23 protein-coding genes and 3 riboswitches are annotated in these 24049 nt (G+C 71.1%); of the genes, 7 read left to right on the plus strand and 16 right to left on the minus strand.

Translation table 11 applies throughout. The features are described 5' to 3' along the window. Nucleotides 1-59: 59 nt before the first annotated feature. Nucleotides 60-201, minus strand: a riboswitch (cobalamin riboswitch). Between the two features lie 181 nt (nt 202-382). The 8 genes from metE to ACIRL2_RS09990 form a co-directional block, all read right to left on the minus strand. Continuing rightward, nucleotides 383-2707 carry a 5-methyltetrahydropteroyltriglutamate--homocysteine S-methyltransferase gene (gene metE / locus ACIRL2_RS09955; protein ID WP_402231368.1) on the minus strand — a complete coding sequence of 775 codons (2325 nt, stop codon included), beginning with the start codon at nt 2705-2707 and terminating at the stop codon, nt 383-385. A gap of 156 nt (nt 2708-2863) precedes the next feature. Continuing rightward, nucleotides 2864-3085: riboswitch (cobalamin riboswitch) on the minus strand. Nucleotides 3086-3305: 220 nt separating this feature from the next. Further along, nucleotides 3306-3839 carry a flagellar hook-length control protein FliK gene (locus ACIRL2_RS09960; protein WP_402231370.1) on the minus strand — a complete coding sequence of 178 codons (534 nt, stop codon included), beginning with the start codon at nt 3837-3839 and terminating at the stop codon, nt 3306-3308. A gap of 184 nt (nt 3840-4023) precedes the next feature. Next, nucleotides 4024-4098, minus strand: a riboswitch (cobalamin riboswitch). A 241-nt stretch (nt 4099-4339) separates the two neighbouring features. Further along, nucleotides 4340-4711 carry a signal peptidase I gene (locus ACIRL2_RS09965; protein WP_402231372.1) on the minus strand — a complete coding sequence of 124 codons (372 nt, stop codon included), beginning with the start codon at nt 4709-4711 and terminating at the stop codon, nt 4340-4342. A 42-nt stretch (nt 4712-4753) separates the two neighbouring features. After that, nucleotides 4754-6067: a low temperature requirement protein A gene (locus ACIRL2_RS09970; protein WP_395858985.1), complete on the minus strand. Its 1314-nt coding sequence runs from the start codon at nt 6065-6067 to the stop codon at nt 4754-4756. Nucleotides 6068-6513: 446 nt separating this feature from the next. Next, complete coding sequence (locus ACIRL2_RS09975; RefSeq protein WP_402231374.1) at nt 6514-8511, minus strand: IPT/TIG domain-containing protein; 1998 nt, start codon at nt 8509-8511, stop codon at nt 6514-6516. A 242-nt stretch (nt 8512-8753) separates the two neighbouring features. Continuing rightward, complete coding sequence (locus ACIRL2_RS09980) at nt 8754-9695, minus strand: GNAT family N-acetyltransferase (protein WP_402231376.1); 942 nt, start codon at nt 9693-9695, stop codon at nt 8754-8756. A gap of 116 nt (nt 9696-9811) precedes the next feature. Continuing rightward, the gene (locus ACIRL2_RS09985; RefSeq protein ID WP_331771068.1) at nt 9812-10294 is read right to left on the minus strand and encodes an NUDIX hydrolase; all 483 of its coding nucleotides are present in this window, start codon (nt 10292-10294) and stop codon (nt 9812-9814) included. 91 nt (nt 10295-10385) lie between these two features. Then, on the minus strand, nt 10386-11105 hold the full coding sequence (locus tag ACIRL2_RS09990) for a maleylpyruvate isomerase family mycothiol-dependent enzyme (protein WP_402231378.1): 720 nt from the start codon (nt 11103-11105) through the stop codon (nt 10386-10388). A gap of 71 nt (nt 11106-11176) precedes the next feature. Between ACIRL2_RS09990 and ACIRL2_RS09995 the strand changes: the two genes are divergently transcribed. After that, entirely contained in the window at nt 11177-12097 is a 921-nt protein-coding gene (locus tag ACIRL2_RS09995; RefSeq protein WP_402231380.1) for a LysR family transcriptional regulator, read from the plus strand. Nucleotides 12098-12362: 265 nt separating this feature from the next. Continuing rightward, nucleotides 12363-13139, plus strand: coding sequence for a hypothetical protein (locus ACIRL2_RS10000; protein ID WP_402231382.1), 777 nt, complete (start codon nt 12363-12365; stop codon nt 13137-13139). A 166-nt stretch (nt 13140-13305) separates the two neighbouring features. Here ACIRL2_RS10000 and ACIRL2_RS10005 read toward each other — a convergent pair whose 3' ends face one another. Further along, nucleotides 13306-14076: an SDR family NAD(P)-dependent oxidoreductase gene (locus ACIRL2_RS10005; protein WP_402231383.1), complete on the minus strand. Its 771-nt coding sequence runs from the start codon at nt 14074-14076 to the stop codon at nt 13306-13308. A 258-nt stretch (nt 14077-14334) separates the two neighbouring features. Next, entirely contained in the window at nt 14335-15243 is a 909-nt protein-coding gene (locus ACIRL2_RS10010) for an LPXTG cell wall anchor domain-containing protein (protein ID WP_395858993.1), read from the minus strand. Between the two features lie 512 nt (nt 15244-15755). Between ACIRL2_RS10010 and ACIRL2_RS10015 the strand changes: the two genes are divergently transcribed. Continuing rightward, nucleotides 15756-16145 (plus strand): hypothetical protein, encoded by a 390-nt coding sequence (locus ACIRL2_RS10015; protein WP_395858994.1) that lies wholly within the window; start codon nt 15756-15758, stop codon nt 16143-16145. A 143-nt stretch (nt 16146-16288) separates the two neighbouring features. On the opposite strand, the gene ACIRL2_RS10020 is transcribed toward ACIRL2_RS10015, so the two are convergent. From ACIRL2_RS10020 to ACIRL2_RS10030, 3 genes are all read right to left on the minus strand, one after another. Continuing rightward, nucleotides 16289-16531 carry a hypothetical protein gene (locus ACIRL2_RS10020; RefSeq protein ID WP_402231385.1) on the minus strand — a complete coding sequence of 81 codons (243 nt, stop codon included), beginning with the start codon at nt 16529-16531 and terminating at the stop codon, nt 16289-16291. A 381-nt stretch (nt 16532-16912) separates the two neighbouring features. After that, a complete protein-coding gene (locus ACIRL2_RS10025) occupies nt 16913-17107 on the minus strand; it encodes a hypothetical protein (RefSeq protein ID WP_402231387.1) in 195 nt (64 codons plus the stop codon). A 140-nt stretch (nt 17108-17247) separates the two neighbouring features. Continuing rightward, on the minus strand, nt 17248-18474 hold the full coding sequence (locus tag ACIRL2_RS10030; RefSeq protein ID WP_402231389.1) for a multiprotein-bridging factor 1 family protein: 1227 nt from the start codon (nt 18472-18474) through the stop codon (nt 17248-17250). A 191-nt stretch (nt 18475-18665) separates the two neighbouring features. Here ACIRL2_RS10030 and ACIRL2_RS10035 point away from each other — a divergent pair, with 191 nt between their 5' ends. From ACIRL2_RS10035 to ACIRL2_RS10050, 4 genes are all read left to right on the plus strand, one after another. Further along, nucleotides 18666-19598 carry an alpha/beta hydrolase gene (locus ACIRL2_RS10035; RefSeq protein WP_402231391.1) on the plus strand — a complete coding sequence of 311 codons (933 nt, stop codon included), beginning with the start codon at nt 18666-18668 and terminating at the stop codon, nt 19596-19598. 16 nt (nt 19599-19614) lie between these two features. Next, nucleotides 19615-20334: a helix-turn-helix transcriptional regulator gene (locus ACIRL2_RS10040; RefSeq protein WP_402231393.1), complete on the plus strand. Its 720-nt coding sequence runs from the start codon at nt 19615-19617 to the stop codon at nt 20332-20334. A 54-nt stretch (nt 20335-20388) separates the two neighbouring features. Beyond that, nucleotides 20389-20682: a 4a-hydroxytetrahydrobiopterin dehydratase gene (locus ACIRL2_RS10045; protein WP_402231395.1), complete on the plus strand. Its 294-nt coding sequence runs from the start codon at nt 20389-20391 to the stop codon at nt 20680-20682. A gap of 207 nt (nt 20683-20889) precedes the next feature. Further along, nucleotides 20890-21177 (plus strand): hypothetical protein, encoded by a 288-nt coding sequence (locus tag ACIRL2_RS10050; RefSeq protein WP_402231397.1) that lies wholly within the window; start codon nt 20890-20892, stop codon nt 21175-21177. A gap of 390 nt (nt 21178-21567) precedes the next feature. Here the strand turns inward: ACIRL2_RS10050 and ACIRL2_RS10055 are convergent, their stop codons facing one another. The 3 genes from ACIRL2_RS10055 to ACIRL2_RS10065 all read right to left on the minus strand — a co-directional run bounded on the left by ACIRL2_RS10055 (nt 21568) and on the right by ACIRL2_RS10065 (nt 24046). Continuing rightward, on the minus strand, nt 21568-22014 hold the full coding sequence (locus tag ACIRL2_RS10055; RefSeq protein ID WP_395859003.1) for a DUF4267 domain-containing protein: 447 nt from the start codon (nt 22012-22014) through the stop codon (nt 21568-21570). Between the two features lie 332 nt (nt 22015-22346). Then, entirely contained in the window at nt 22347-22976 is a 630-nt protein-coding gene (locus tag ACIRL2_RS10060; RefSeq protein ID WP_402231399.1) for a response regulator, read from the minus strand. After that, nucleotides 22952-24046: a sensor histidine kinase gene (locus tag ACIRL2_RS10065; RefSeq protein ID WP_402231401.1), complete on the minus strand. Its 1095-nt coding sequence runs from the start codon at nt 24044-24046 to the stop codon at nt 22952-22954. Before ACIRL2_RS10065 ends, ACIRL2_RS10060 begins: the two co-directional genes overlap by 25 nt. Nucleotides 24047-24049: the final 3 nt, after the last annotated feature.

Consider the following 24049-nt stretch of genomic DNA (forward strand, 5'->3'; position numbering starts at 1 on the left):
GACCAATGCGGGCATCGGTCGGGCGTCCGGGCCTCAGCGTGTAGTCCACGACAGCTGGAGCCTTCAATTCGTACGCACCCAGGCATTCCGACTCGCGGCGGCCTTTCGGCCGCCGCCTACGGTTGCGGGTCAGTGCCGGACTTCGACCGGCTTCCCCTGGGTTTCGAACTATGAAGTTGAGGGTGCCGACACACGTCGGCGTGTGGAGCATACGGAGCATTCCGGCTGTCGGACAACAGCACGAGCATGCGATCAACGGTGCCGTGCGTCACCAACCGTGAGCCCGCGGTGGACAATCGCACGCCGTTCGGGCACGCATGGCCGCCGCAACAACCCGGACCGCCGGGGCGGGGCGTGCCTTCCCCGCCCCGGTGGTCCCGACTCAGGACGCGGCGTCGGGGAGCGTCACCCGTACCCCGCGCGCCGCCGCCACCAGGTTCTCCAACGAGGCGCGAACCTCGGGCCAGCCGCGGGTCTTGAGGCCGCAGTCGGGGTTGACCCACAGCCGCCCGGCGGGGATCGCGGTCAGCCCCTCGTGCAGCAGAGCGGTCACCTCCTCCGCACTCGGGACGCGCGGGGAGTGGATGTCGTACACACCGGGACCGGCCTCGCGCGGATAGCCGTGGGCGGCGAGCTCCCGGGCGACCTGCATGTGCGAACGGGCGGCCTCCAGGCTGATCACGTCGGCGTCGAGGTCGTCGATCGCCTGCACGATGTCGCCGAACTCGGCGTAGCACATGTGCGTGTGGATCTGGGTGGCCGCGCGCACGCCGGAGGTGGTCAGGCGGAACGACTCGGTGGCCCAGGCCAGGTATTCGGCGCGGTCCGCGGCGCGCAGCGGCAGTGTCTCGCGCAGCGCTGGTTCGTCCACCTGGATGACCGAGGCCCCCGCGGCCTCCAGGTCGCGGACCTCGTCGCGCAGCGCCAGGGCGACCTGCCGGGCGGTGGTTCCGAGCGGCTGGTCGTCGCGCACGAAGGACCACGCGAGCATGGTGACGGGGCCGGTGAGCATGCCCTTGACGGGGCGGTCGGACAACGACTGGGCGAACGAGGTCCAGCGCACGGTCATCGGCTCGGGACGGGAGATGTCGCCGGCCAGGATCGGCGGGCGCACGTACCGGGTGCCGTACGACTGGACCCAGCCGTGCCGGGTGGCCACGTATCCGGTGAGTTGTTCGGCGAAGTACTGCACCATGTCGTTGCGTTCGGCCTCGCCGTGCACCAGGACGTCGATTCCGGCCTTCTCCTGGAAGGAGATCACGTCGCGGATCTCGGACTCGATGCGTTCCTCGTAGCCCGCCTCGTCGATGCGTCCGGCGCGCAGGTCGGCGCGGGCGGTGCGCAGTTCGCCGGTCTGCGGGAAGGAGCCGATCGTGGTCGTCGGCAGCAACGGGAGTCCCAGGTGGGCGCGTTGGGCCGCGGCGCGCTCGGCGTAGGGCAGGCTGCGCCGGCCGTCCGCGTCGGTGACCGCGGCGGCGCGGGCACGTACGGCGGGGTCGCGGGTCAGGGCGGAGGTCTTGCGCGCGGCCAGGTCGGCCCGGTTGGCGGCGAGATGGGTCGCGATGGTGTCCGTGCCCTGGCCCAGGCCGCGGGCCAACGTGACGATCTCCTCGGTCTTTTGCCGGGCGAAGGCGAGCCATCGGGAGACCTGCGGGTCGATGTCGCGCTCGTCGCCGGCGTCCAGGGGCACGTGCAACAGGGAGCAGGACGCGGACACGTCGACGCGCTCGGCCAGGCCCAGCAGGGTACCCAGGGTGGCCAGCGACCTGCCGAGGTCGTTGATCCACACGTTGCGCCCGTCGACGACGCCGGCGACCAGGCGCTTGCCGGGCAGTCCGCCGACGGCGGCCAGGGCGTCCAGGTTGGCGAACGCGGCTCCGGTGAAGTCGAGGGCGAGCCCCTCGATCGGCGCCTTGGCCAGGATCGGCAACGCCTCGCCGAGGCGGTCGAAGTACGAGGCGACCAGCAGCCTGGGCCGGTCGGTGAGCGCGCCGAGGTCGCGGTAGGCGCGTGCGATGGCGTTGAGTTCGGCGAAGCTGCGGTCCTGGACCAGCGCGGGTTCGTCCAGTTGCACCCACTCGGCGCCGGCCGCGCGCAGGTCGGCGAGCACCTCGGCGTACACCGGCAGCAGTCGATCCAACAGGGTCAGCGGCTGGAAGTCGGCCGCGACGCCGGGCGCGGGCTTGGCGAGCAGGAGGTAGGTGATCGGGCCGACCAGTACGGGGCGGGCGGTCAGGCCCTGTGCGATGGCCTCCTCGAACTCGGCGACCTGCTTGGCGGAGTTCGCGGAGAACACGGTGTCGGGGCCGAGTTCGGGGACCAGGTAGTGGTAGTTCGTGTCGAACCACTTGGTCATCTCCAGCGGCGCCACCTCCTGGGTGCCGCGCGCCATCGCGAAGTAGCCGTCCAGGGCGTCGGCTTCGACGGCCGCACGGTGGCGGGGCGGGATCGCGCCGACCATCACGGTGGTGTCCAGGACGTGGTCGTAGAGCGAGAAGTCGCCGGTGGGCACCTCGTGTACACCGGCATCGGCGAGCCGATCGCGGTTGGCGCGGCGCAGTTCGGCCGCGGTCTCGCGAAGCCCGTCGGCGGTGACCCGACCGGCCCAGTAGCCCTCGATGGCCTTCTTCAACTCCCGGCGCGGGCCCTGTCGGGGGTAGCCGTACACGGTGGCGCGGGTTGCCGCGGCTGCGGACTTGGTGGTCACGGAACTCTCCTTCGCGAGTTGTCTCCGGAATCCCGGGACGGATCGAGGGCGCGAAGGGATGGCAAGCCGCCGGGGCGTTTCGGCGCTGTCGCGCACGTGTGCCACCGGGGTTGTCCGCCGACCCGCCCACGAGGTCACCGAGATCACCGTGTGCCTCGTCGGCACACGGGCAGTGGCAGGTCTTCGGACTCGTGGGCGCGTCCACCGAAAGGGCGGACTCCTACTGGCCGTCGCTTCCCGGGCCCGTCCTGGGGCCCAGTGCTGTTGACGGCGGTCGTTCCCACTCACCGCTGCGGGGCAGTCCCGGATTCACACCGGGTTCCCTCTTACGACGCGCCTGCCTGGCGGGCAGGGCGAACCGACTGCGTCCGTCAGCTTAGCCGGCGATGGGCGCGTCCGGCAGGCGAGTCCACCCGGTGGACGGTGAAACGACTTACGCGCGAGGCGGATGCCTCCGCCGGCGCCGATCGGGCAGGCGTGCGCGGTCCGTTCCCGGCGTTCGTTCCGACCGAATCACGCGCGTCGGCGATGACCGGCGGAACGAACGCGGTCGCGCAGCCGAGGACGACCTCGCTTCGGATCCGACGCCGGGTCGGCCCTACGGGCGCGTGGGGGCCACGCGCGGGGGCGGATTGGTGGTGGAGCTCTTGTCCTTGGAGAAGGACCAGCCCTCGAAGCTGCCCAGCGGGGGCTTTCGGTTGGTCGCGCCCCACGAGCTGTACGTCCAAGTGCCGTTGTTCGGCGCGTGCCAGTACGACCAATACGCCGACGCCGGAGGGGTGTTGACGCAGGGCTCGGTGTCCGTGCCGGGCTTGCCCTCGATCCGGCAGATGAACGCCTCGCCCCACCGGTTCGTGCCCTGGATCTGGAAGCCGGCGTTCTTGAGCGCGGCCAGACCGGTGGCCTGGTCGCCGGGCGCGCAGCGGGTGAGCGTGGCGCCGCCGAGTTCCTGGAAGTCGACGATCACGGTCACCCCGTTGGCGTCCGGACAGACGCCGGCGGAGCCCTTGGTGGGGTCGATGGCGTAGGCGGCGGGTGCGCTCACGGTGATCTGGGCGGTGGCGGGCAGCAGGAGAAGGGCGAGTGCCCCGACCAGCCGGCCTATTCGAGCCTTGTTCCCACGAGATTTCACGTGCGGATTCCCTTCGTGCGACGGGCGTCGGCACGAGCGGCGGAACCGATGCCGCCCGGGCCGAGCGATGTTCCTCACAGGACCGCCGACCCCGGCATCGCGCCGACGAGACACCGCCGGACGTGAAATCCGGGCTTCAGCGTGCAGTCCACGACAGCTGGAGCCTTAAACTCGTACGAATCCAGGCATTCCGACTCGCGGCGGCCTGTCGGCCACCGCCTACGGTTGCGGGTCAGCGCCGGATTTCGACCGGCTTCCCCTGGATTGCGAACTATGCGGTTGTGTCGCCGACCCGGACAGGGTCGGCTTGCGGAGCGTATGAGATGAGCTGCTCGTCGTACAACAGGTCGCGCGAGCAATGCACGGTGCCGTTCGTCACCGCGTGGGAGGCGCCGCCCGGAAGGCGCCGGCCGAAAAGCGTCGGCCGGAGAGGCACCGCCCTGAAGGTCGGCCGACACGGTGGCCGGCCCTGTGGTGGGCCGCGGCGCCGGCGCCGCGGCTCAGGTGGGTTCGCCCACCCGATACCCCGGCACGGACGGCCACCGCACCGTGAGCACCACCGACTCCTCCTCGGCCGCCCAGGAGTGGTCGACACCGCGACCCCACACCACGTAGTCGCCCTGCTTCGCCAACAAAACGCTGCGGCCCGGCAGTTCGACCCGGAACCGGCCGCTGATCAGGATCAGCAGCGCGGTCCGCGCCTCACCGCTCACCCACTCGGCGCGCGCGTCGCCGGGTGGGTGGACACCCCACTTGATCTCCACCGCCTCGCTGTGCCGAGGGTCGCCGACGTCCTTGAAATGGCCGAGCAGCCAACCCCGGTCCAGCGCCGCGTCCGGGCCCGCGTTGCCCACGTACACGCTGTCGTTCATGGCCGGGGACGCTAGCAGAGCAGGCTCCCCGGCCCCAAAGGGTCAGCCGGCCGAGGTCACCTGCCGCGCGTCCGGCTCCTCCGCCGCGCGGACCTGGCGGAGGTGGTCGGACACGGTCATGATCGCGAGGAGCGCCGTGGCGACCGCGAGTACCGCCCAGCCCGTGCCCGCGACGGACGCGACGAGGGGTACCGCCACCACCGCGGTGACGATGTGTCCCTGGACCGGGCCGGTGGCCAACACGAAGCGGTGCCACGCGTGACCCGCCAGGAAGGTGGCCAGGCCAGCCCCCAGCCACCAACGGTTCGTGTCGCCGCCCAGGTGATGGATGGCGTCCGAGATGCCCGCCGCGATCAGCACGATACCCGCGATCATCACCGCGTGGGCCAGGCCGAACGCCACGTAGCCGAGCATCTGGCGACGCTCGACCGACGCCTCCGACATGGCGCGCACGGTGCGTTCGTCGTCGCCGCCGAAGTAGGTCCACCAGATGCCGGTGGCGACCGCGATGCCGAGCAGGATGCCCCCCGCAAGCTTCCAGTCGACCGGTCGACCGCCCGCTCCGATGCCGACGGCCACGACCGATTCGCCGAGCACGATCAGGATGATCAGGCCGTGCCGCTCGACGAAGTGGTGCGGCTCGACCACGAAGCCGCGGATCCGACCGATCACCATCGACAGGTACATCACCACCACGGCCGCCACCCAGCAGGCCCAGGTGCCTGCGTCCGGCAGGTGCGGCGCGACCAGGATCAGCAGGCCGCCCGCCGCGTTGAACGGCGCGAGGCGCAGGATCCCGGAGCGGGCCGAGGGTTCGGACGCGGTCAGGAACAGCGCTACGTGCATCCCGACGGCGACCAGGAACGCGAGGCCGAATGCCCAGCCGTCCGGGTCGAACGCGTACGGAAGGTCCAGGCCCATCACGAAGAACGAAGTCATCGTGAGCGCCAGCAGCAGCCGGACCACCGTCGCGTCGGGACGGACCGCGTTCGTCAACCAACTGAACGCGCCGAACATCCACCACATCGCCGCCAGCGGCAACATGCCCTGGAGCAGCCCGGTCCAGCCCGGGTGCGACTCCACCTGGTGGGTGGCCTGAGTGAGCACGAAGACGAAGACGAGGTCGAAGAACAGCTCGATCGGGGTCACACCGGTGGGCCGCTCGTTCTCGGCCGGCGTCTCGATCGGGTCGTGCGGGAGTTCGAGGGGAATCTCGTAGCCGAGGTCGAATTCGGGTCCGGGCGTGGCTGCGGGTTCGGGTACGGATCCGGCCGGCGGCGTCTTCGCGGATGCGGACTGCGCCGGTATCGAGGCGTCGATCCGATCGGGTTCACGGGGTGTCGAGGAGGGGCTCATGCGTTCGCTTTCGTGTGTCCCGGGGTGCGCCCATCGGGGGGCCGAGGCGCGGCACCGAAGTGCGATCCGACCGAGATGCGACCCGGTCCGGAGTGGAGTCGCGCGCGTGCGCGGGCCCATCATCATCGCGACTTCCGCTTCGGCACAGGGGGATTCCGTCGCGTTCGCGATCGGCGTAGCCCGGGCACACGCTGCGGCGGGCCGGTAGTCCGGCCCGCCGCAGGTGTCCTGTCTACCCGTCGGAAGCGGTTCGGGGCAGTGGCTCGCGTGTTCCGGCTACCCGGCACCGACGGCGGCCCGCGTATATCGGCTGTCCGCGGCCGACGCCCGCTCGCGCGTCCGGCCGTCGCGCCCCCGCACGGGGCCGACACGGCCCGGCCGCCCGGAACCGCGCGGACCGGTCGCCCCGAACCCGCGCGGACCGACCATCCGCAAGCGAGGCCGGCTCAGGAGCAGAAGATGAGCAGCGACGTGACCGCGGTGCACGAAGCCGAGGAACTGTTGTTGGCCGGATTGGGGTCGTTGGGCGTGCTCGCCACACGGCTCGCGGTGACCTCGTACTCGGCGCCCAGGCTGAGCAGGGCGACCGGTGCGGTGAAGTGCCGGGTGGTCGCCGCGTTTCCGGCCAGCGGGCCGACCGTGCAGGTCACCGTGCGATTGGCCACCGAGCAGTCCGGCGACGTGACGATCATCGGGACCGGCAGCGGCGCCGTGACGGTGGCCGAACCGAGCGCGTCGGGGCCCCTGTTGGTAATGGTGACCGTGTAGTCGATGCGCGCGTTGAACAACGACGGCACGCCGGTGGCCCGGAGTGTCACCGCCACGTCGGCCGCGCTCGCGATATAGGTGTATCGGTCGCCGGGACCGGTCGCGCTGGTTCCGCCGGCGGTGCTCACCTGTACGTCCACCGAACCGGCCGGACCGGGCGGCGCGGTCGCCGTGCACGTCGTCGCGGTGCAGGACACCGAGCCGGCGGGCCGGCCGGGGCCGAAGGTGATGCCGGTCGCGCCGGCGAGGTTGGTGCCGGTGATGGTGACCACGGTGCCGCCGGCCGCGGGGCCGGAGCCGGGGCTGATCGAGGTGACCGTCGGGGCGGCCAGGTAGGTGAAGCGGTCCGCGGGTGTGGTCGCACTGGTGCCGCCCGGGCCGGTCACGGTGACGTCCACGGTGCCGGGTGTGCCGGGCGGCGCGGTCGCGGTGATGGTGGTGTCGTCGACGACGGTGTAGGAGGGAGCGGGGGTCGCGCCGAACGCGACGGCGGTGGTGCCGGTGAATCCGGTCCCGGTGACGGTCACCGCGGTGCCGCCGGCCGCGGGGCCTGAGCCGGGGGTCACCGAGGTGACGGTGCGCGGTTGCGGGACGCCGACGACGACGATGCCGTACGGGGTGTTCCCGACCGGGATGGTGGCCACCACGGTGTCGGACGCGGTGTCGATCACCGACACGTCCCCGGACACGGCGTTGGTGGTGTACACGAATCCGCCCGCGACGTGCAGCGTGAGGTTGGCCGGATAGCTGCCCACCGCCACGCTGTCGATCACCGTGTTCGTGGTCAGGTCGACCACCTTGACGGCGGCCGGGAACGCGGAGACGTAGGCCCTGGTCCCGGCCGCGTTCACCGCGACGTTGCTGCCCTCGGCGATCGGGACGGTGGCGGCGAGCGCACCGCCGGCGGTCAGGTCGAGGACCCACAGGCCGGATTGGTCGTCCACGGCGTACAGGCGCCTGCCGTCGGGACTGAGCGCGGCACCGTCGGGCGAGCCGCCGAGTGCGATGGTCGCGCCGACGCCGGCGGTCGCGGTGTCGATCACCGAGACGTTGTGGCCGGCGTTGTTGACGGCGTACACGTGCGCACCGTCCGGGGCGACCAGTACCGCGATCGGGTTGGTGCCGACCGCGATGGTGGCGGTGGGGGTATTGGTCGCGAGGTCCACGACCAGAACGGAATTGTTCTGGGCGACGTACAGGCGGGTGTCGGTCGGGTCGACGGCCATCGCGAACGGCGCGCCGGCTGTGGCGATGGTGCCGGTGACGGTGTCGGTCGCGGTGTCGATCACGGAGACGCCGGCAGAGCCGAAATTGGCCACGTACACCCGGGTACCCGCGTGGTTGGCGGCCAGCCCGTAGGGACCGCTGCCCACCGGGATGGTCGCCGTGGTGGTGTTGTTCGCGGTGTCGATCACGGACACCGTGTTCGAACCCGAGTTGGCGACGTAGGCGGACACGCCGGGACGCGCGGCGGAGGCGGGTGCGGCCTGGGCGACCAGGCAGGCGAGGAACAGGGTCACGGCGGCGATCAGGGCGATCGGCCTGCGGGGGTTGCGGAGTCGGTGGGGGCCGTACGGGTGGCGCGTTCGGTGCACGTGGCGCGTGTCGGGTGCGTCGGCTGAGCGGCGGCGCCGGCGGTTGGGTTCGTGGCCGTGGAACACGGAACGGAGCGACATCGGGATCCCCTCCCTGAAGATGGACCACACCCGGCCGTCTCCATCGGGGCACGTCGATCCCCGCCCCGTACGACCCTCGGGCCCCCACCCGAATCGAGACGGCCGCGAATCACGGATCGCGATTCGTCGGTGCATCGCCGGAAACGTACCGGGCGAGCGGGTGGCCGTGTGACCGAAATGGCCAAATGACGGCGATGGGGCGGGAGTTGGTGTAGGTGCGGGCGGGGGCGCTCGACCGGCGGCTACTCGGGGGCGGAGAAGACCATGCGGACCTCGGTGGTGCGATAGCCGGCCCGGCGGAAGGCGGCGGCCATCGGAGCGTTCGTCGTGTCGGTGGTGGCGGTGATCACTTCGGCGCCTCGGGCGGCGTGCAGGCGGGTGATCTCGGCGAGCAGGTCGGCGACGTAGCCGCGGCCGCGCAACTCGGGGACGACGCCCAGGTACCCGACGTTGGGGTGGTAGGGCGTCGCGGACGGGATGGCCAGGCCGACCAGGGTGCCGTCGGCGGTGTGCGCCAAGCGCCACCACTCGCGCCGGCCCGGGCAGCCGAGATAGAAGTCCATCTCCTGCCGAGCGACGACCTCCGGGCCGTGCGCGGCCAGGCCCTTGCGCGTCTCCGCGTCCAGACTGCCCTCGGCGATCCGCCGGAACACGGCGAGGAACGCGTCGTCGTCGGCCTCGGTGAAGGTGAGTCGTCCGGAGCCGGCCGGTACGCCCACGTCCGGCGACCACTCGAAACGCAACCGCTCGACCTCGTGGCTCAGACCGGCCGCGAACGCGGCTTCGCGCCGCCAGGCGAGTGCGGCCGAGGCGGCGGGGTCCTCGCGCCACCCCCCGGTCAACGTCACGTTGTACAACGGCAGCCGGTCCGCACCGGCCGCGCGGAACGCCCGCAGGCTCGCCGCGATCAACTCCGCGCCGATCGCGGCCCGGTCCTCGACCCGCGAGTCGACGTACAGGCAGTCCAACGCGACCGGATGCGCGCTGTCGGCCGGGCCCCACCACAGCGCGCGGGCCAGGATCCGGCCGTCTTGCTCGGCGATCCAGGTCCACTCCGGCCGATACATCCCGTCCGCCGCCTCGGCGAGGTACCGATCGGCGGAGATCGAGCCGATCGGCTCGTCGACCTCGCAGGCGAGGACGTGCGGGAGATCGGATTCGGTGATGGAACGGAACGACGACAACCTTGCCTCCGGGCGCCTGTGGGTGATGTTCGCGAATGCGAAGCAGGCGTCGAATCTACGCGCGGGGCGCGGTTGCTGTCCGTTCGGGTCGGGGCCTCGGCGGGTACGCGTTCGAGTCAGTGCCTCGGCAGGTACACGGCGCGGCCGAGGCCGCGGGCCTCCATCGCTGCCGGCACGCGCGGGGCGACGGTGCTCGGCAGGAGCTGCGCGGCTCGGTCGAGGGTGACGAAGGCGTAGTCGTCGAGTTCGTCCTCCTGGATCCGGATCGCGGCGATCCGCTCGGGCGTCAGGGTGCCGCCGTCGAAGGTCCAGCCGGTCAGCGGTCGCGGCCTGGGATCCTGCTCGGGCACCCAGTCGATCACCAGCAACTCGCCGACGTCCAGGTCGAGTCCCAGTTCCTCACGAAGTTCACGCGCGCACGCGTCGTGCGGCGACTCGTTGCGATCCACGAAGCCGCCGGGCAGATTCCAATAGTCGCGGTAGTTGGGTTTGACCAGGAGCACCCGGTCCTCGACATCGGTGATCAGCGCGGAGGCGGCTGCGTACAGGGTGGGCAGTTGCTCGTACCACTGCTCGGGCGGCAGGAACTCTTTGGTCACCCGATCGACCCTAAGCGCATCGGAACCGGCCCGGAGCGGGCGGGTTCCCGGCACCACACGACTCACCGAGACTCACCACGACTACTCCGAATCACCCGGTGACGAAGCGGTCCCGATGCTCGCCGCGCAGCCGACCGGGCGGGAGCCGACGGCCGAACGCGACCAGGAGCAGGTCCTGGCCCGAGCCGGTCAGTGGCGTACCGGTGCCGTAGGACCAGTCCAGGTCGTCGGCACGCAGGTGCACACCGGTCAGGTCGACGCCGAAGAACTTGACGCCCCGGGGGCTGATCGCGTCCAGCAGGATGCGCAACCGGTCCTCGGGGACGGTGCGATCCAGGCCGAGCGCGACCGTGATGTCCAGGCCGTGCACCACGTCGTGACCCAGGCCCGCCGTACGCCCACCCGGCGGCTTCCAGGGGTGCTCCGCGTTGTCGGCGAGCGCGGCGGCGATCTCGTGCGTCGACAGCGCGGCCGCGTCCGCGCGGGCCAGGCGGTCGGTCGTGCGATGCAGATTGCCTCCGGACTTGAGCAGTTCCAGGCCGACGCGGGGCAGCGAGTAGCGAAAGCCCATCGACATGTGGGCGGCCACCTCGCGCACCCGCCACCCGGCGCAGAGCGACGGCGCGTCCCACTGGTCGGCTCGGAGATCGGCCAACAGGGCGGCCAGGTCCCGGCGTTCGGCCGCGATGGCGGCCTTGAGTCGCGCGGCGGCGGGCGGTGGGGTGTTGGGGCTCGGGGTGCTCGCGGTGCTCGGGTCCTTCTGGGGATTCGGGTCGTTCGGTGGTGGCGGTGGGTTCGCGGGGCCGGTCATGTGATCAAGCGTGGCGAGCCGTGATCGATAAGTCCAAGACGCATCTTTTCTCGGAGCTAGAATCGATGGTTATGGAACTCCGGCAGTTGCAGTACTTCGTCGCCGTGGTGGAGGAGGCCCACTTCACCCGTGCCGCCGCCCGCCTGCACCTCGCGCAGCCGGGTATCAGCGCCCAGATCCGGCAGTTGGAACGCGAACTCGGCCAACCGTTGCTCGACCGCTCCGGACGGACGGTGATACCGACGCCGGTGGGCGAGGCTGTCCTGCCGTACGCGCGGGCGGCACTTGCGGCCGTCGAGGGAGTCCGGCACACCGTCGAGGAGTTCACCGGCCTGCTGCGCGGCCGGGTCACCCTCGGCCTGGTCTCCGGCGCCGCGACCCACGAGTTCGATGTGGCCTCGGTGCTCGCCGACTTCCACGACGAGCACCCCCGGGTCGAGATCGCGCTCACCGAGGACACGTCGGAGCACATGCTCGCCGCCCTGCGCCGCGGCGAACTCGACCTCGCGATGGTCGGGATCGTGGACCCGGAGCCCCCGCCGGGCCTCACCTTCCGGGTGCTCGTCGACGAACCGCTGGTCGTCGCGATGGCCCCGGACGATCCGCTGTTGACACCCGGCCGCACCAGCGTCCCGCTGGCCGAACTGCGCGATCGTCCGCTGATCAGCCTGCTGCGTGGCACCGGTTTGCGCGGGACCCTCGACCGCGCGTGCGCCGAGGCGGGATTCCGCCCACGCATCGCGTTCGAGGCCGCCGCGCCCGAACTGCTGGTACAACTGGCCGCCCGGGGCCTCGGCGTGGCCGTACTCCCGGCCCTGCCTCCCGCCATGGCGACCGTGGCCGGTCTGCGCACCCTGTACCTCACCGACCCGAGCCCCCGCGGCCGCATCGCCCTCGCCTGGCCGACCGACGGCCCGACCGGTCCGGCGGCCGGGCGACTGCTGACCCGCCTGCTCGAGAGCCTGCCCGAGTCCGGAAACCACACGGTCTGATCGGCATATCCATTTCGCGCGGAGATCGTGCTCTCGCCCCACATGGTTGATCTTGCCGTGTCACCGGATGGTAGGTTTCCCACGATTATCAGCCGGTACGACGAAATCCGGCCGCTGCACCGGATCCCACGGCGGCCGGGCACAGCGGTGGGTGTCGGCCGCGATTCGAAACGGGTCCCCGATGTCCGAGCATGATTCTGTTCGCGATTCCGTTCGCGCCGGGCGGCGCAAGCGAGTTCGCGGGCTCGCCGTGACGGCGTGCGCGTTGGCCCTGTTGGCCGGCTCCACCGCGTGCGGCGGAGACGACAGGAAGAAGGCTGCCGCGCCGCCCCCGGCGAGCGGATCGCAGACCCCCGGGTCGGCGTCTGCGGCCGCGCCCGGCACGCCGCCCGCCACCGGGGCCGCGGGGGCCGCCTCGCCGACCACGTCCTCGACGGGCAAGCCGTTGCGGCCCTGCGCCACCGTCACCGCGACCGACAAGCCCACGCGCGGGACACTCACCCGTGAGGATCTGCGCTCGGCGGGGACCGACCCCAAGCCGGTGACTGTCGACGAGGTCTTCGGCCTGGCCCAGCTTCCCTACAAGTACCAGGGCGGCACCCTGACCCGGACCTGCGTGAAGGTCCTGGAGGACTGTACCCCGATGGCCTCCGGCGAAGCCGCCGAGCTGATCAAACAACTGGGCTGCGTGCGGGCGGTCTCCGCGCTATACGTGGACAAGGCCAACAACGTACAGACGACGGTCGGCGTGCTCACGATGCCCACCGCCATCGCCGCCGCGACGCTCGCCCAGTCCAACGCCGGCTACTACAACCAGGTCACTCCCCCGACCAACCGGGAGACCGAGGTGTTCGCGCCCGAAGCCGCCTACACCTGGATACACGAGTCGCTGTACCGCTACTTCATCTACGAGATGACCGGCCGCATGGACGGCAAGGACCGCGATCCCGGCGAGGTCGCCAAGCACACCGCGGCCACGAACGCGGTCTACCACCTCGTCGGCGACTCCCTGGACCGCCGCGCCGCCGGAGCGCCGTCGTAGCAACGACGGTTGCCGTCGCGGGCTCCGGGGTTCGCCCGGCACGGCGCCGGCCGAATCGACCCGGTCCACCACGGTCGCGTGACCGTGGTGGACCGGGTCGTGTGCTTTTCGGGCGTCGCGCGCGTTGCGCTTTTCGCGCGCCTCCCGCGCTCGACCGCGCGTGGCGTCAGCCTGCGGTCAGGCCGCTGTCGTTGTGCAGGACGGCGCCGTGCACGTTGCGGGCCTCCTCGGAGGCCACGAAGGAGAACATCGCGGCGATGTCCTCCGGCTGGGCCATCGGGCGCGGCGTCATCGCCCGGCCGACCAGATCCCAGTCGACGTCCGCCGGCATCTGGTAGTTGGCGACCAGGTTGGTGTCGATCCCGCCCGGCGCGATCGCGTTCACGCGCAGCGGCTGCTTGGCGAACTCCCAGGCCAGCGACCGGGTCAACTGCACCACGGCGCCCTTGCTCATGGTGTAGACCACGCTGTACGCCAGGCCCATCACAGCGGCGTTGGACGCGATGTTGACGATGTTGCCGGAACGCTCGAGCAGGTGTGGGATGGCCGCCTGGCACATGAAGAAGTAGCCGTCGATGTTGACGCCCATCATCCGCCGGTAGTCCGCCTCGGTGACCTCCAGGACGTGCTCGGCCCGCGCGATGCCGGCCACGTTGCCCAGTACGTCCAGCCCGCCGAACTCGGCCACTGCCGCCGCCACCGCCGCGAAGCACTCGTCCCGGTCCGCCACGTCGGTGACCCGGGTGACGACCTTCCCCGCGAGCCCGGCCGCCAGTTCCGCGGTCTCGGCCAGCGCCGCCGCCGCGATGTCCAGCGCGAACACGTTCGCGCCCTCCGCCGCCAGGCGCAGCGTGGTCGCGCGGCCGACCCCCGAACCCGCTCCGGTGACCACCGCGGTCTTGCCGTCGAACCGGCCGGACACGTGGGCTATCGACATACGTTCACTCCATCGGACGAGAGCGGTATGGGACGCGAAAGGGCGCCCACGACCAGAGGTGACGGATCGTGCCACAGGCGGGTTGGGGAAACCAGGGTCATCGACGAGGCGGCGGGATGTCGCCGACGAACCCGCCGCACGCACGCGTACGGCCCGGCCGGGATGTCCCGGCCGGGCCGTACGTGGTGTCACCGGCGGGTCCTGTCGAGGCTCCGGGGTGGGAGTCTCGGGTGGCCTGCCCGGTGGTGATTACGTGGCTTACGCGGTGGTGCCGGTGCCGGTGCCGGTGCTGTTGCGGCGGCGGCTCCAGGCGAAGGCGCCGAGGCCACCGACCAGGAGTACGCCGGCCGAGGCGCCGAGCACGATCGCGCTCGAGTTGTCCGAACCGGTCTCCGCGAGCGACGCGGGGGCGGTGTCGTCGACCGGGGTCACCTCGGGCTTGCCGACGGGCGGCGTGCTGCTGGTCTCCTCGACGGCGGGGGCCGAGGAGGAGGTCGCGGGCTTGCTGGTCTCCACCGGCGGCTTGGTGGATGCCGTCGGCGGCTTCGTGGTCTCGACGGGCGGCTTCGTGGTCTCGACCGGCGGCTTGGTGGTCTCCACCGGGGGCTTCGTCGTCGGCGGCTTTGTCGTCGGCGGCGTCGTGGTCGGCGGGGCGCACTTGTCGCCGCCGTTCCACGCCGTGATCAGGTTCGCGATCGTGCTGCGGGGGTACGCCGGCAGCGGGTTGGCCACGCCGTCGTACTTCTTGCCGTTCCCGTACAGGTCGACCTGCCCGAAGCAGGTCGGTCGGTACGCGCTCACGTCGAGCGTGACCTTCGGGTTCTTCTTGCTGAGCTTCTTGGAGTCCCAGCCGAGGAACTTCTGGGTGCCCGAGGTCGGCCAGGTCGGACCCTCGGTGTTGTACGAGGCGAGCGAAACCGCGTACTCGCACTTGTTCTTCGGCTTGTCCTTGAGCCGGACCTCGATCCGGGTCACCAGGGTGCCGTCCATCCGGCCGCTGGTGGTCCAGTGCTTGCCGCCGTCGAGCGAGTACTCCACGCCGACCCGGGCGCAGGTGTCGTGGTCCTGCTTGGCCTCGGCGGTGCCGGCCATGACGACCGGCAGCGCGAGTGCGAGTACACCGACGCCGACGGCGCCCGATATGTGCCTGCTGATGTGCAGCTGCACTGAAGTGCTCCTGAAACTGGAAGGGGGTGCCTGCTTCGGGACGAACCCGCGCCCGTCGTCCGGCGAGCGTCCGACGAACGTCCGGAGAGCGCGGAGAGCTTGGGAGCTCGGAGAACGTGGAGAACGTGGAGAACGTGCAGGGAGCGTGAAAGACGGTCGGACGAACGAGCGATCCCGGGATTGCCCCGAAGGCTTGGATTATGTCGGCTCGGCTCGCGAACGCAAGGCGGGCCCCCGGGCGGACGGGGCCTCGGCCTTCATCCGGGTAAAAGCGCGTCTACTGTGCGTGCCCAACTCCCCTGTCGGCACGCCGAGTTACCCGGCCGGGCCCGCCGAGCGCCGCACCGACGACGGCGGTGGGCGTCGTGTTCGGGACCGGACGTCCTACCCACCGGTAGGACCGGCACCGTCCGGCGAACCCGACCGCGCGTGGCCGCACGCAATATTTCGGGAGGCCGATCCCGCCTGACCGGTATGACAAATCGTCGTCGACCTCATGGGGGCACACCAGGATGAGACCCGAGAAGGAGCGTCTGTTCGACGAGTTCGTCACGACCCGCTACCACGCGCTGCGGCGCACCGCGTATCTGCCGTGCGGGGACTGGCGCCAGCAGGAGACCGGAGGAGCACTCCCCGCCTGGACCGACTGCGTACGCGGAACCCTCCCCGACGGCTCGCGGACCGTCACCGGTTCACGAACCCTCGACGACGGCGACACGACCGTGGAAGTCCTCATCCTGATGCCGGACGGCACCGCACGCGCACTCATGTCGGGCACCCGCAACAGTCGGACCGGCGCACTGCTGGGCGGCCCCCCACTCACAGGACCCGAACTGTTCACCCTCGCCGCACAGCCGGACATCTTCTCGACCATCGCGCGAGGCCCTTCGGGCCCGCGCTGAACCGGCGGACCACCCGACCGGCGGCGCGGCGCTCCTCGCGGAAACGGATCCGAAACCGGGTGCGGCCGGGACTTGCGATCACCGCAGCGTGTTGCCGTGGCGGAGGAACTCGGGCAGCCACGACGGCGCTCGCGTGCGATCGGTCATCGCCCTGTACTGGCTGACATCGCCTCGTCGTTCCGCTCGACCTCCGCGCGCAGGATGTCCGTGCGCTCGTTCTGGTCGGCGTGCGCCAGAAGAGCCCCGACCAGCGCGGGCAACGTGCCGCTGGGCACGGCGAACGTCTGCCACCGATACTCGCCGGTCGGCAGCTCGTACTGCGCCTTCAGCAGGTCGGGGTCGTACTCGAATCGAAGCAGCTTCCAGTCACGCTCGGGCCGAGTCATGGCCTCTCCTCCAGGTGTGGGGTGGGGTGGGGTGGTAGTGGCAGTCACGGCAGTCGGTGGCGGTCGGGCGATCCCGGCCGGGAGAGAGTGACGAACCCGGTCCCGCAACCGCGCCGGTGGCTGCGGGACCGGGCGCCACCGCCCGCAGGTGACGACAGCGTGCGGCATCGGGCGGGGTTCACCCACCCGAGTTCGAGATCCGACCGAGCGGCGGAGTCGGAAACGTCCGCATCAGATACATCCGAGACTCGTGCACCAGCGCCGTGAGCTCGGCCCGCGTCACGTCCAACGGCGCACGGCCGGGGACTTCGATCCGGATGGGATGGTGCTCGTCGCCTGAAGGACCGACACGGATGACGGCCGCAGTGGACCGATCCACGGTCACCTCGTCACCGACGGGCACACCACGTCGACCAGGTCGGACACCTCGGGCCCGGACAGGACGAGATCCAGGTGCTCGATGGGCTCGTCCACGGCGTAGAGCGTTATCCGCAGCCGCAGTTCGCCGGTCTCGGAGTCGAGCGTCGGGCAAACGTCCGGGGTGAGCGCGGCGTGCGTGCACTGATGGTGGGGCATGGCATCCCTCGCGGTGGCGGCGGACAGTGCCGAGAACGTAACCGAATGCACACGCAGCAACAGGGACGGATTGTCCCCCTATGCGGAGGGGACGATCCGTCCCTGTCGTCGCCGTAGTCGCCGTATCGACGTCGAACGAATCAGCCCTCGACGACGCCTACGTTCTCAGCGAGTTCCACCACCTCACGCCGAAGCGGACCTCGTGTCGTGCGCCACAACTCGGCGACCACCCCACGTGCGGCCGGGGTGTACCTGACCGCCTCCGGGCCCGCACCCACCGCCCGTTGCATCAGGTGCAGCGCCGCCGTGTGCTCGCCCCGCTGAACGTGGCTGCGGGCGCTCTCCGTCCACAATCTCGACTGGCGTTCCATGGACGGCATGCTCTCCGGGTCGATGCGATCCGCGTACTCCAGCGCGGTGCCCGCGCGCAGCAGATCGGCCGCCACCGAAACGGCGTGGATGTCGACGTTCGGCCGTCCGAATACGGTCCACGGGTGCAGGTAGCCCGCCGGCAGGCTCTTCGCGGTGGCGTCGCCGCGCTGCCAGTGTGCCCAGGCGTCGCCGTCGTGGCCGTACTTCGCGTGGGTGATCGCCGCGTGCAGGTGCAGCGCGCCGTACAACCCACGGGCGTCGTCGCCGAGATCGTCCAAATGCGGGCGCATCGCCTCGGCGGCATCGGTCACCACGGCCAGCGCCTCGTCCCCGTCGGCCGTCTCGCGCAACGCGTTTCCGTAGCACCAGGCCGCACCGGCCAGAGCCTCCGGGGTGTCCGCATACTGCGCCGACGACATCCCCCGGTCGGCCACCACCCACACGAGTTCCGCTGGAGCGATGTACGCGATGTGTTGCTGCGCGAGGTGGTAGATCGTCGCGAGCACCGCGTACGCGTCCCGGCGCTGCGGCCCGTCCAGGGCGCGGACCGCGACCTCGCCGGCACCGATCAGGTCGGGCAACAATTCGCCGACCTCGGTGCGGTTGTACCGGGACGAGTGCCACAGCCGCCAAGCCGCATCGACGCGGCCACGGAGCGCTGGAACGTCCGGTGGAGCATCCGGGCGCACCGCAGAGTAGTTGCGCTTCTTGACCGCTGCCCAAATGGCTGGGATCGACTCGTGGTGCAGGGCTGGGGACACGGGCTGCATCACCTCTCCGGTGCCGGTCAGGACCCCGAGGTCCGTCACTCCGAGTGCAGACGCCAGCCTCAGGATCAGCCTGTGGTCGCGCAGTTCACGCTCGCCGCTCTCGATCTTCTTCAGCCAGTCGGGGCCACGACCGCACAGACCGGCCAGCACGGGTCGACTCATGCCTCGCCGCGTCCGCAACCACTCGATCCGCTCGCCCATCGACAGGTCGGCCGGCACGTCCATGGATGCCCCCAGAAGGTGATGTGTGAACCTTTGGCCACGGTACGCCGCAAACGACCGGCATGAAGTTCCGATCGACACACGCGCCGCAACCTCGGCGCAGGGGTCGCGGAACGGGATCATGACCCGGATCACAAAGCGCGCGAAGAAAGGGTGACAGGGTGTTGTCGCGGGGGGCTGCGACCGTCGACGGCATGACGATCACGGATGAGGACTGCCTCCCCGAAACCCTGGCCTTCAACGCGCAGTTCGAGGCTGCCGCCGCGAGCCGACCGACTCGGGCGCAGGCGCCGAGTCCGGCCACGCTGGCGCTCCTGCGGCGCAACCGGCTCGGCGGGGACACGCCGCCCGTGCGGCTGCCGCACGGCCGGGACCGCGTCGTCGACGGCGGCGTGAAGGTACGGGTCTTCGAACCGGACCACACCGACGGCGTGTACCTGCACATTCACGGAGGCGGCTGGGTGTTCGGGTCCGCGGGCGGTCAGGACGAGCGGCTTTGGCAGCTCGCCGAGCAGGCGCGGCTGGCCGTGGTGAGCGTCGAGTACCGCCTCGCACCGGAACATCCGTTCCCCGCCGGGCCCGACGACTGCGAGGCCGCCGCCCGGTGGCTGGTGAAACACGCCGCCGCCGAGTTCGGTACCGAACGGCTGCTGATCGGCGGCGAATCGGCCGGCGCCCACCTGAGTGTCCTGACCCTGCTGCGCCTTCGCGACCGGTACGGCATCACCGGCGCGTTCCGGGCGGCCCACCTGCTCTTCGGCCCGTACGACCTGTCGATGACGCCGAGCCAGCGCAGGTTCGGCTCCCGACAGTTGCTGAGCAACACCGACACGCTTCGAAGCGGCTATGAGCTGTTCACGCCGGGGATAGGAGAAGAGCAGCGCCGCGCACCGGAGGTCTCGCCCCTGTTCGCGGATCCGACCGGGCTGCCGCCCGCCCGGATCGTCGTCGGAACCGAGGATCCGCTGCTGGACGACTCGCTGTTCCTGGCCGCGCGATGGCAGGCGGCGGGTGCGCGCGTGCACCTCGATGTCGTCGCCGGCGCGATGCACGGCTTCACGCTGTTTCCGCTGACCATCACCGAGCGGGAGCTGCGGCGACAGCGGGACTTCCTGGCCTCGGCGTGAAGGTAGCGTCGGCGGCATGAAACGCGCTGCGCGGCTGTACGCGCTGGTCGAAGAGTTGCGCGCGGCGGCGCCGCGGCCTCTGACGGTCGCGAGGCTCGCCGCGCGGTTCGAGGTCGGCACCCGCACGGTACAGCGCGACCTGCAAACCCTGATGCAGGCCGGTGTCCCGGTGCGCTCCATACCCGGGCGCGGCGGCGGCTGGTCGATCGACCCGAAGACGACCCTGCCCCCGATCCACCTCACCCTCGACGAGGCCTCGGCGCTGACCGCCGCACTGGCCGCGGCCGACGCCTCCACCCCCTACGCCGGCGCGGCCCGCACCGCGGCGCAGAAGATCGTGGCCTCGATGACCGGCCCCGCCTCGGTGGCGGCCCGAGAACTCGCCGCACGAATCGTCACCCTGCCCACCCCCGGCGACTCGGCGATCCGTACCGCGGTGGAGCGCTCCCTCGCCGACAACCTGGTGCTGCGGCTGTCGTACACCGACGCGACAGGACACGAAAGCGACCGCGTCGTGGAACCGGCCGGGCTGCTCACCGCCGACGGCCGCTGGTACCTCATCGCCTGGTGCCGAACCCGCCGAGCCGGCCGAGGCTTCCGACTGGACCGAATCGCAGCGGCGACGCCAACCGGTGAACACGCCAACCCTCACGACCTGACCACCCTCCTCCTCGGCTCGGCCGCCGCCGACGCGACACCACCCACCGCTCTGGCCTCCCTCGGCCCTCCCCCATGAGAATCCGAAGACACCACCCCGGCGGACCCGCCGGTCGTATCCGAGGAGCGCACCGTGGGAGAACGCACACCCCTGGCCGCCGAGGACGTAGCCGCGCGGCTCGCCGAGCGCGACGGCTGGTCGGGAGACACCACCGGCATCACGAAGAGCTTCGCCATCGACTTCCGGACCGGTGCCCGTCTCATCGGGAGCGTCGCCCTGATCGCCAAGGAACTGGAACATCACCCGGATGTCGAACTCCATTGGGCGGAAACCCGGTTCAGCATGACGACCTACACGGCAGGCGGCGTCGTCACGGAACTCGACTTCAAACTCGCCGACGCCATCGACGCAATCGCGGGCAGGTAGCCCTGCGGGTCTCCCCGGTGACTGCCGGACCACGGCAACATCGGGCAGACCTCGTCGAGTTGCTGCGGCAACGGCACCGGTTCCGCTTCGTGGACGGTCGTCCGCTCGTCTTGACGCGGCGGCCGCACAACGACGCCGGTGCGAGCCGGACCTCCCAGGTGTCGTTATGGCCTTGCCGTGTCCGCGGAAGCCGGCGATGCTGAGCCGGTGCCAGGACAAGGGAAGAGAAGGCGTCGGCGGCAGGACGACGCACGGCGAACCGCCGCTCGCTTCGCGCCCGACGCGGGCCGTTGGGAGGTGCTCTTCGAGACCCAGGACGAGGTGGCGTGGCGCGCGCACATCCGCGATCTTCGAGCGACGGACCGGCAGATCGACTGGACGGCGGTGCGGATGGACACGTTCTGTGGGCGCCTGATCCAGCCGACCACCTACCGGTTGAGCGTCTTCGTACCGACCCCCAAGCCCCCGGATCCGGGCCGGGGCTCCGCGGCGTGATCCCCTGAGCGGTCCGGGCCGTGGGCGGCGGCCCGTGGGCCGTGGCAGACGATCCCCGGGCCGCGGTCGAGGCTGCGCGCCCACGGTCACCTGTCTCCCCCCATCACCCCCGTCACCGCGGCCGGGCGGGCGGAAGCCCGACTCCTGGCCCTGCGACTGGTCCGCACGCTGATGCCCGGCGGGCAGGCCGGCCGTCACGTCGATACCTATGCGCAGCACGCACCGGCCGACACCCGGGCATCCCTGGAACTCGCGCGCGCCTCCACCGAGACGGCCGACACCCTCGCCGAGATCGTGCCGCTGGTCCCGGAGGCGGCCTACCTCACCGCCTCCGGGCTCGTCACACTCAACGGCTACAACCGGGCACCGGTACCGGCATGGCCCGGGGGGTCAACGTGCGGTCGGGACGTTCACGCGGGGGGTGGTCGGGGTGGGCGTGGGGGTGGTTGCCTGGGCCGGGTGTTCGCGCAGCAGCAGGCCGGCGGTGAGTGCCACCAGGCAGGCGGTGAGGCCGTGGACGCCGAGGGCCGTGGCGGCGGAGCCGTCGTTGCTCAGCACGATCGTCATGTCGCCGGCCGGGATGAAGGTCATCGCGAGCATCGTCCAGCCCAGTGCCCGACGGTGTCCGGTCAGCAGGAGGGCGAGCATGACCAGCCCGGTGCCGATGTCGCGGACGCCCTTGACGGCGAGGAACCCGGTGCCCTGGTGTTCGGGCCAGGTGGGCAGGCCGAAGCCGGACGCGGTCGACTGCGGGGCGAACAGGTAGGCCAGGCCGACGTAGATGATGAACGCGCCACCGAGCGCGGCCAGGATGGTGGTCAGGTTCCTGAGCTTCATGGGTGTTCTCCCGAGTGTCGGGCCGGTGGGACCGGCGGTCGTCGCCTTGTGGGGAAAACACTCGCCGGATGGCCCTGGAAGGCACATGGAAGCGACTTGGAGGCAACCCGGAGGGCGAGCGAAGAGCCGCCGGGGCCGGTCGGTGGGGGTGTGCGATTGAGGTGATGAAGGGGTTCGCGGGGTGGTTCGGCGAGGGGAGTGGGGACGTGGCGATACGGGACCAACTGCCGGGCATCGGCGGCGCGGTGGGCACCGCGGCGGTGTCCGGGCGGTCTGCGACAAGGCACTGGATCGGCTCCTCGTGCTCCACGAGGCGCAACCGCGGACCCGGTTCAGATGAGGCGCCGTTGAAGGGCGACTGCGACGGCGGCGGCCCGGTTGTCCACGCCCAGCTTGGCGAAGACGTGCTTGAGGTGCGTCTTCACCGTGGTCTCGCTGATCAGCAGGACACGGGCGACCTCCTTGTTGGCGGCGCCGCGGGCGATGAGCGCCAGCACCTCCACTTCCCTGGGACTGGGCACCGTGGTGGGGACGGGGGCGAGGCGTCCCATCAGGTGGGCGGTGACGGCCGGGGCGAGCACCCGGCCGCCCGCGCCCGCCGTACGTACGGCCGCGTGCAACTCCTCGCGCGGCGCGTCCTTCAGGAGATAGCCGGCCACACCCTCGGCCAGCGCCCGCGAGATGTCCCCGTCTCCGTCGTAGGTGGTCAACACGATCACGCGGACGTTCGGCTGTTCGACGCGCAACCGGCGGATCGCGCCGAGCCCGTCCAGGACCGGCATGCGCAGGTCCATCAGCACTACGTCGGGCCGTTCGGTGCGGGCGGCGGCCAACGCCTCCCGGCCGTCTCGCGCCTCGGCGACCACCGTGATGTCGGTCAGCCCGTCGAACATCCCCCGCAGTCCGTCCCGGACCACCGGATGGTCGTCGACGATCATCAACCGCAAGGGATGCTCAGGCACACTGCGGTCCCTTCGCCCGGAGCCGACTCCACGGTGACCCTTCCCCCCGCGTGAGCGGCGCGTTCGCGCATCGCGGCCAGACCGTACCCGGCCCGCGCGGCACTGGGCACGAATCCCGCGCCGTCGTCGAGCACGTCGAGCGTCACCTCGCCGTCCATGTAGCTCAACGTCAGCGCCACCCGCTTCGCCCCTGCGTGCCTGGCGACATTCGCCAGGCTCTCCTGCGCGGCCCGCAGCACGGTGGCCTCCACATCGGCACCCAGCCGTCGCGGCACCCCGTCGATGGTCACCTCGGCGGGCACCCCGGTCTCGGCGCTCCAGCGCGCGGCGACCGAGACCAGCGCGCCGTGCAACGACGCGCCCTCCAACGGCTCGGGACGCAGCGCCTCCACCGAGCGCCGCGCCTCCACCAGGCTGTCACGGGCCAGCCCCTTGGCCAACGCCACCCTTCGGCGCAGCACGACCGGATCATCGATGTTCTGCTCCGCCGCCTCCAGTTGGGCGACGATGCCGCTGAATCCCTGGGCCAGGGTGTCGTGGATCTCCCGGGCGAGCCGGGCCCGTTCCTCCAACACCCCGATGCTCCGGCTCCGCTCACCCTGCCGGACGAGGTGGTTGGCGAACAGGCCCATGACGATCACCAGCCCCACCGAGCCGACCGCCGGACCGAAGGACACGGGATCGCGCAGAACCTCCGACAACGGCGCAACCGCGGCCGTGGCGGTGACCACCAGCAGCGCCGCACCAAGGTAGCCCCACCGGGTGGGCAGCAGCAGATACGGCAGCGAGAACATGCCGTACACCAGCATCTCGTACGCCGGATCGCGGCGGATCAGCACGATCAGCAACGCGATCAACACCAGCAGGTGCCAGCCCATGGGGTTGAGTCGTTCCAGCAGATGCGGACGCCTGGCGACGCAAACCGCGTACCACCCGCCCATGAACACGGCCAGGCCGAGCGTCGTCCAATCCGACCCGCCATGGGCGAAGGCCGCGGCCGAGGAGATCCCCAGGCACGCGAAGAAGAGCAGGTGGAAAGCCCTGATCCAGCGCGCCCCCGCATCGATCACCGG

The sequence above is a fragment of the Embleya sp. NPDC127516 genome, from assembly GCF_044765325.1.
In the GTDB taxonomy this organism is placed as follows: Bacteria; Actinomycetota; Actinomycetes; order Streptomycetales; family Streptomycetaceae; genus Embleya.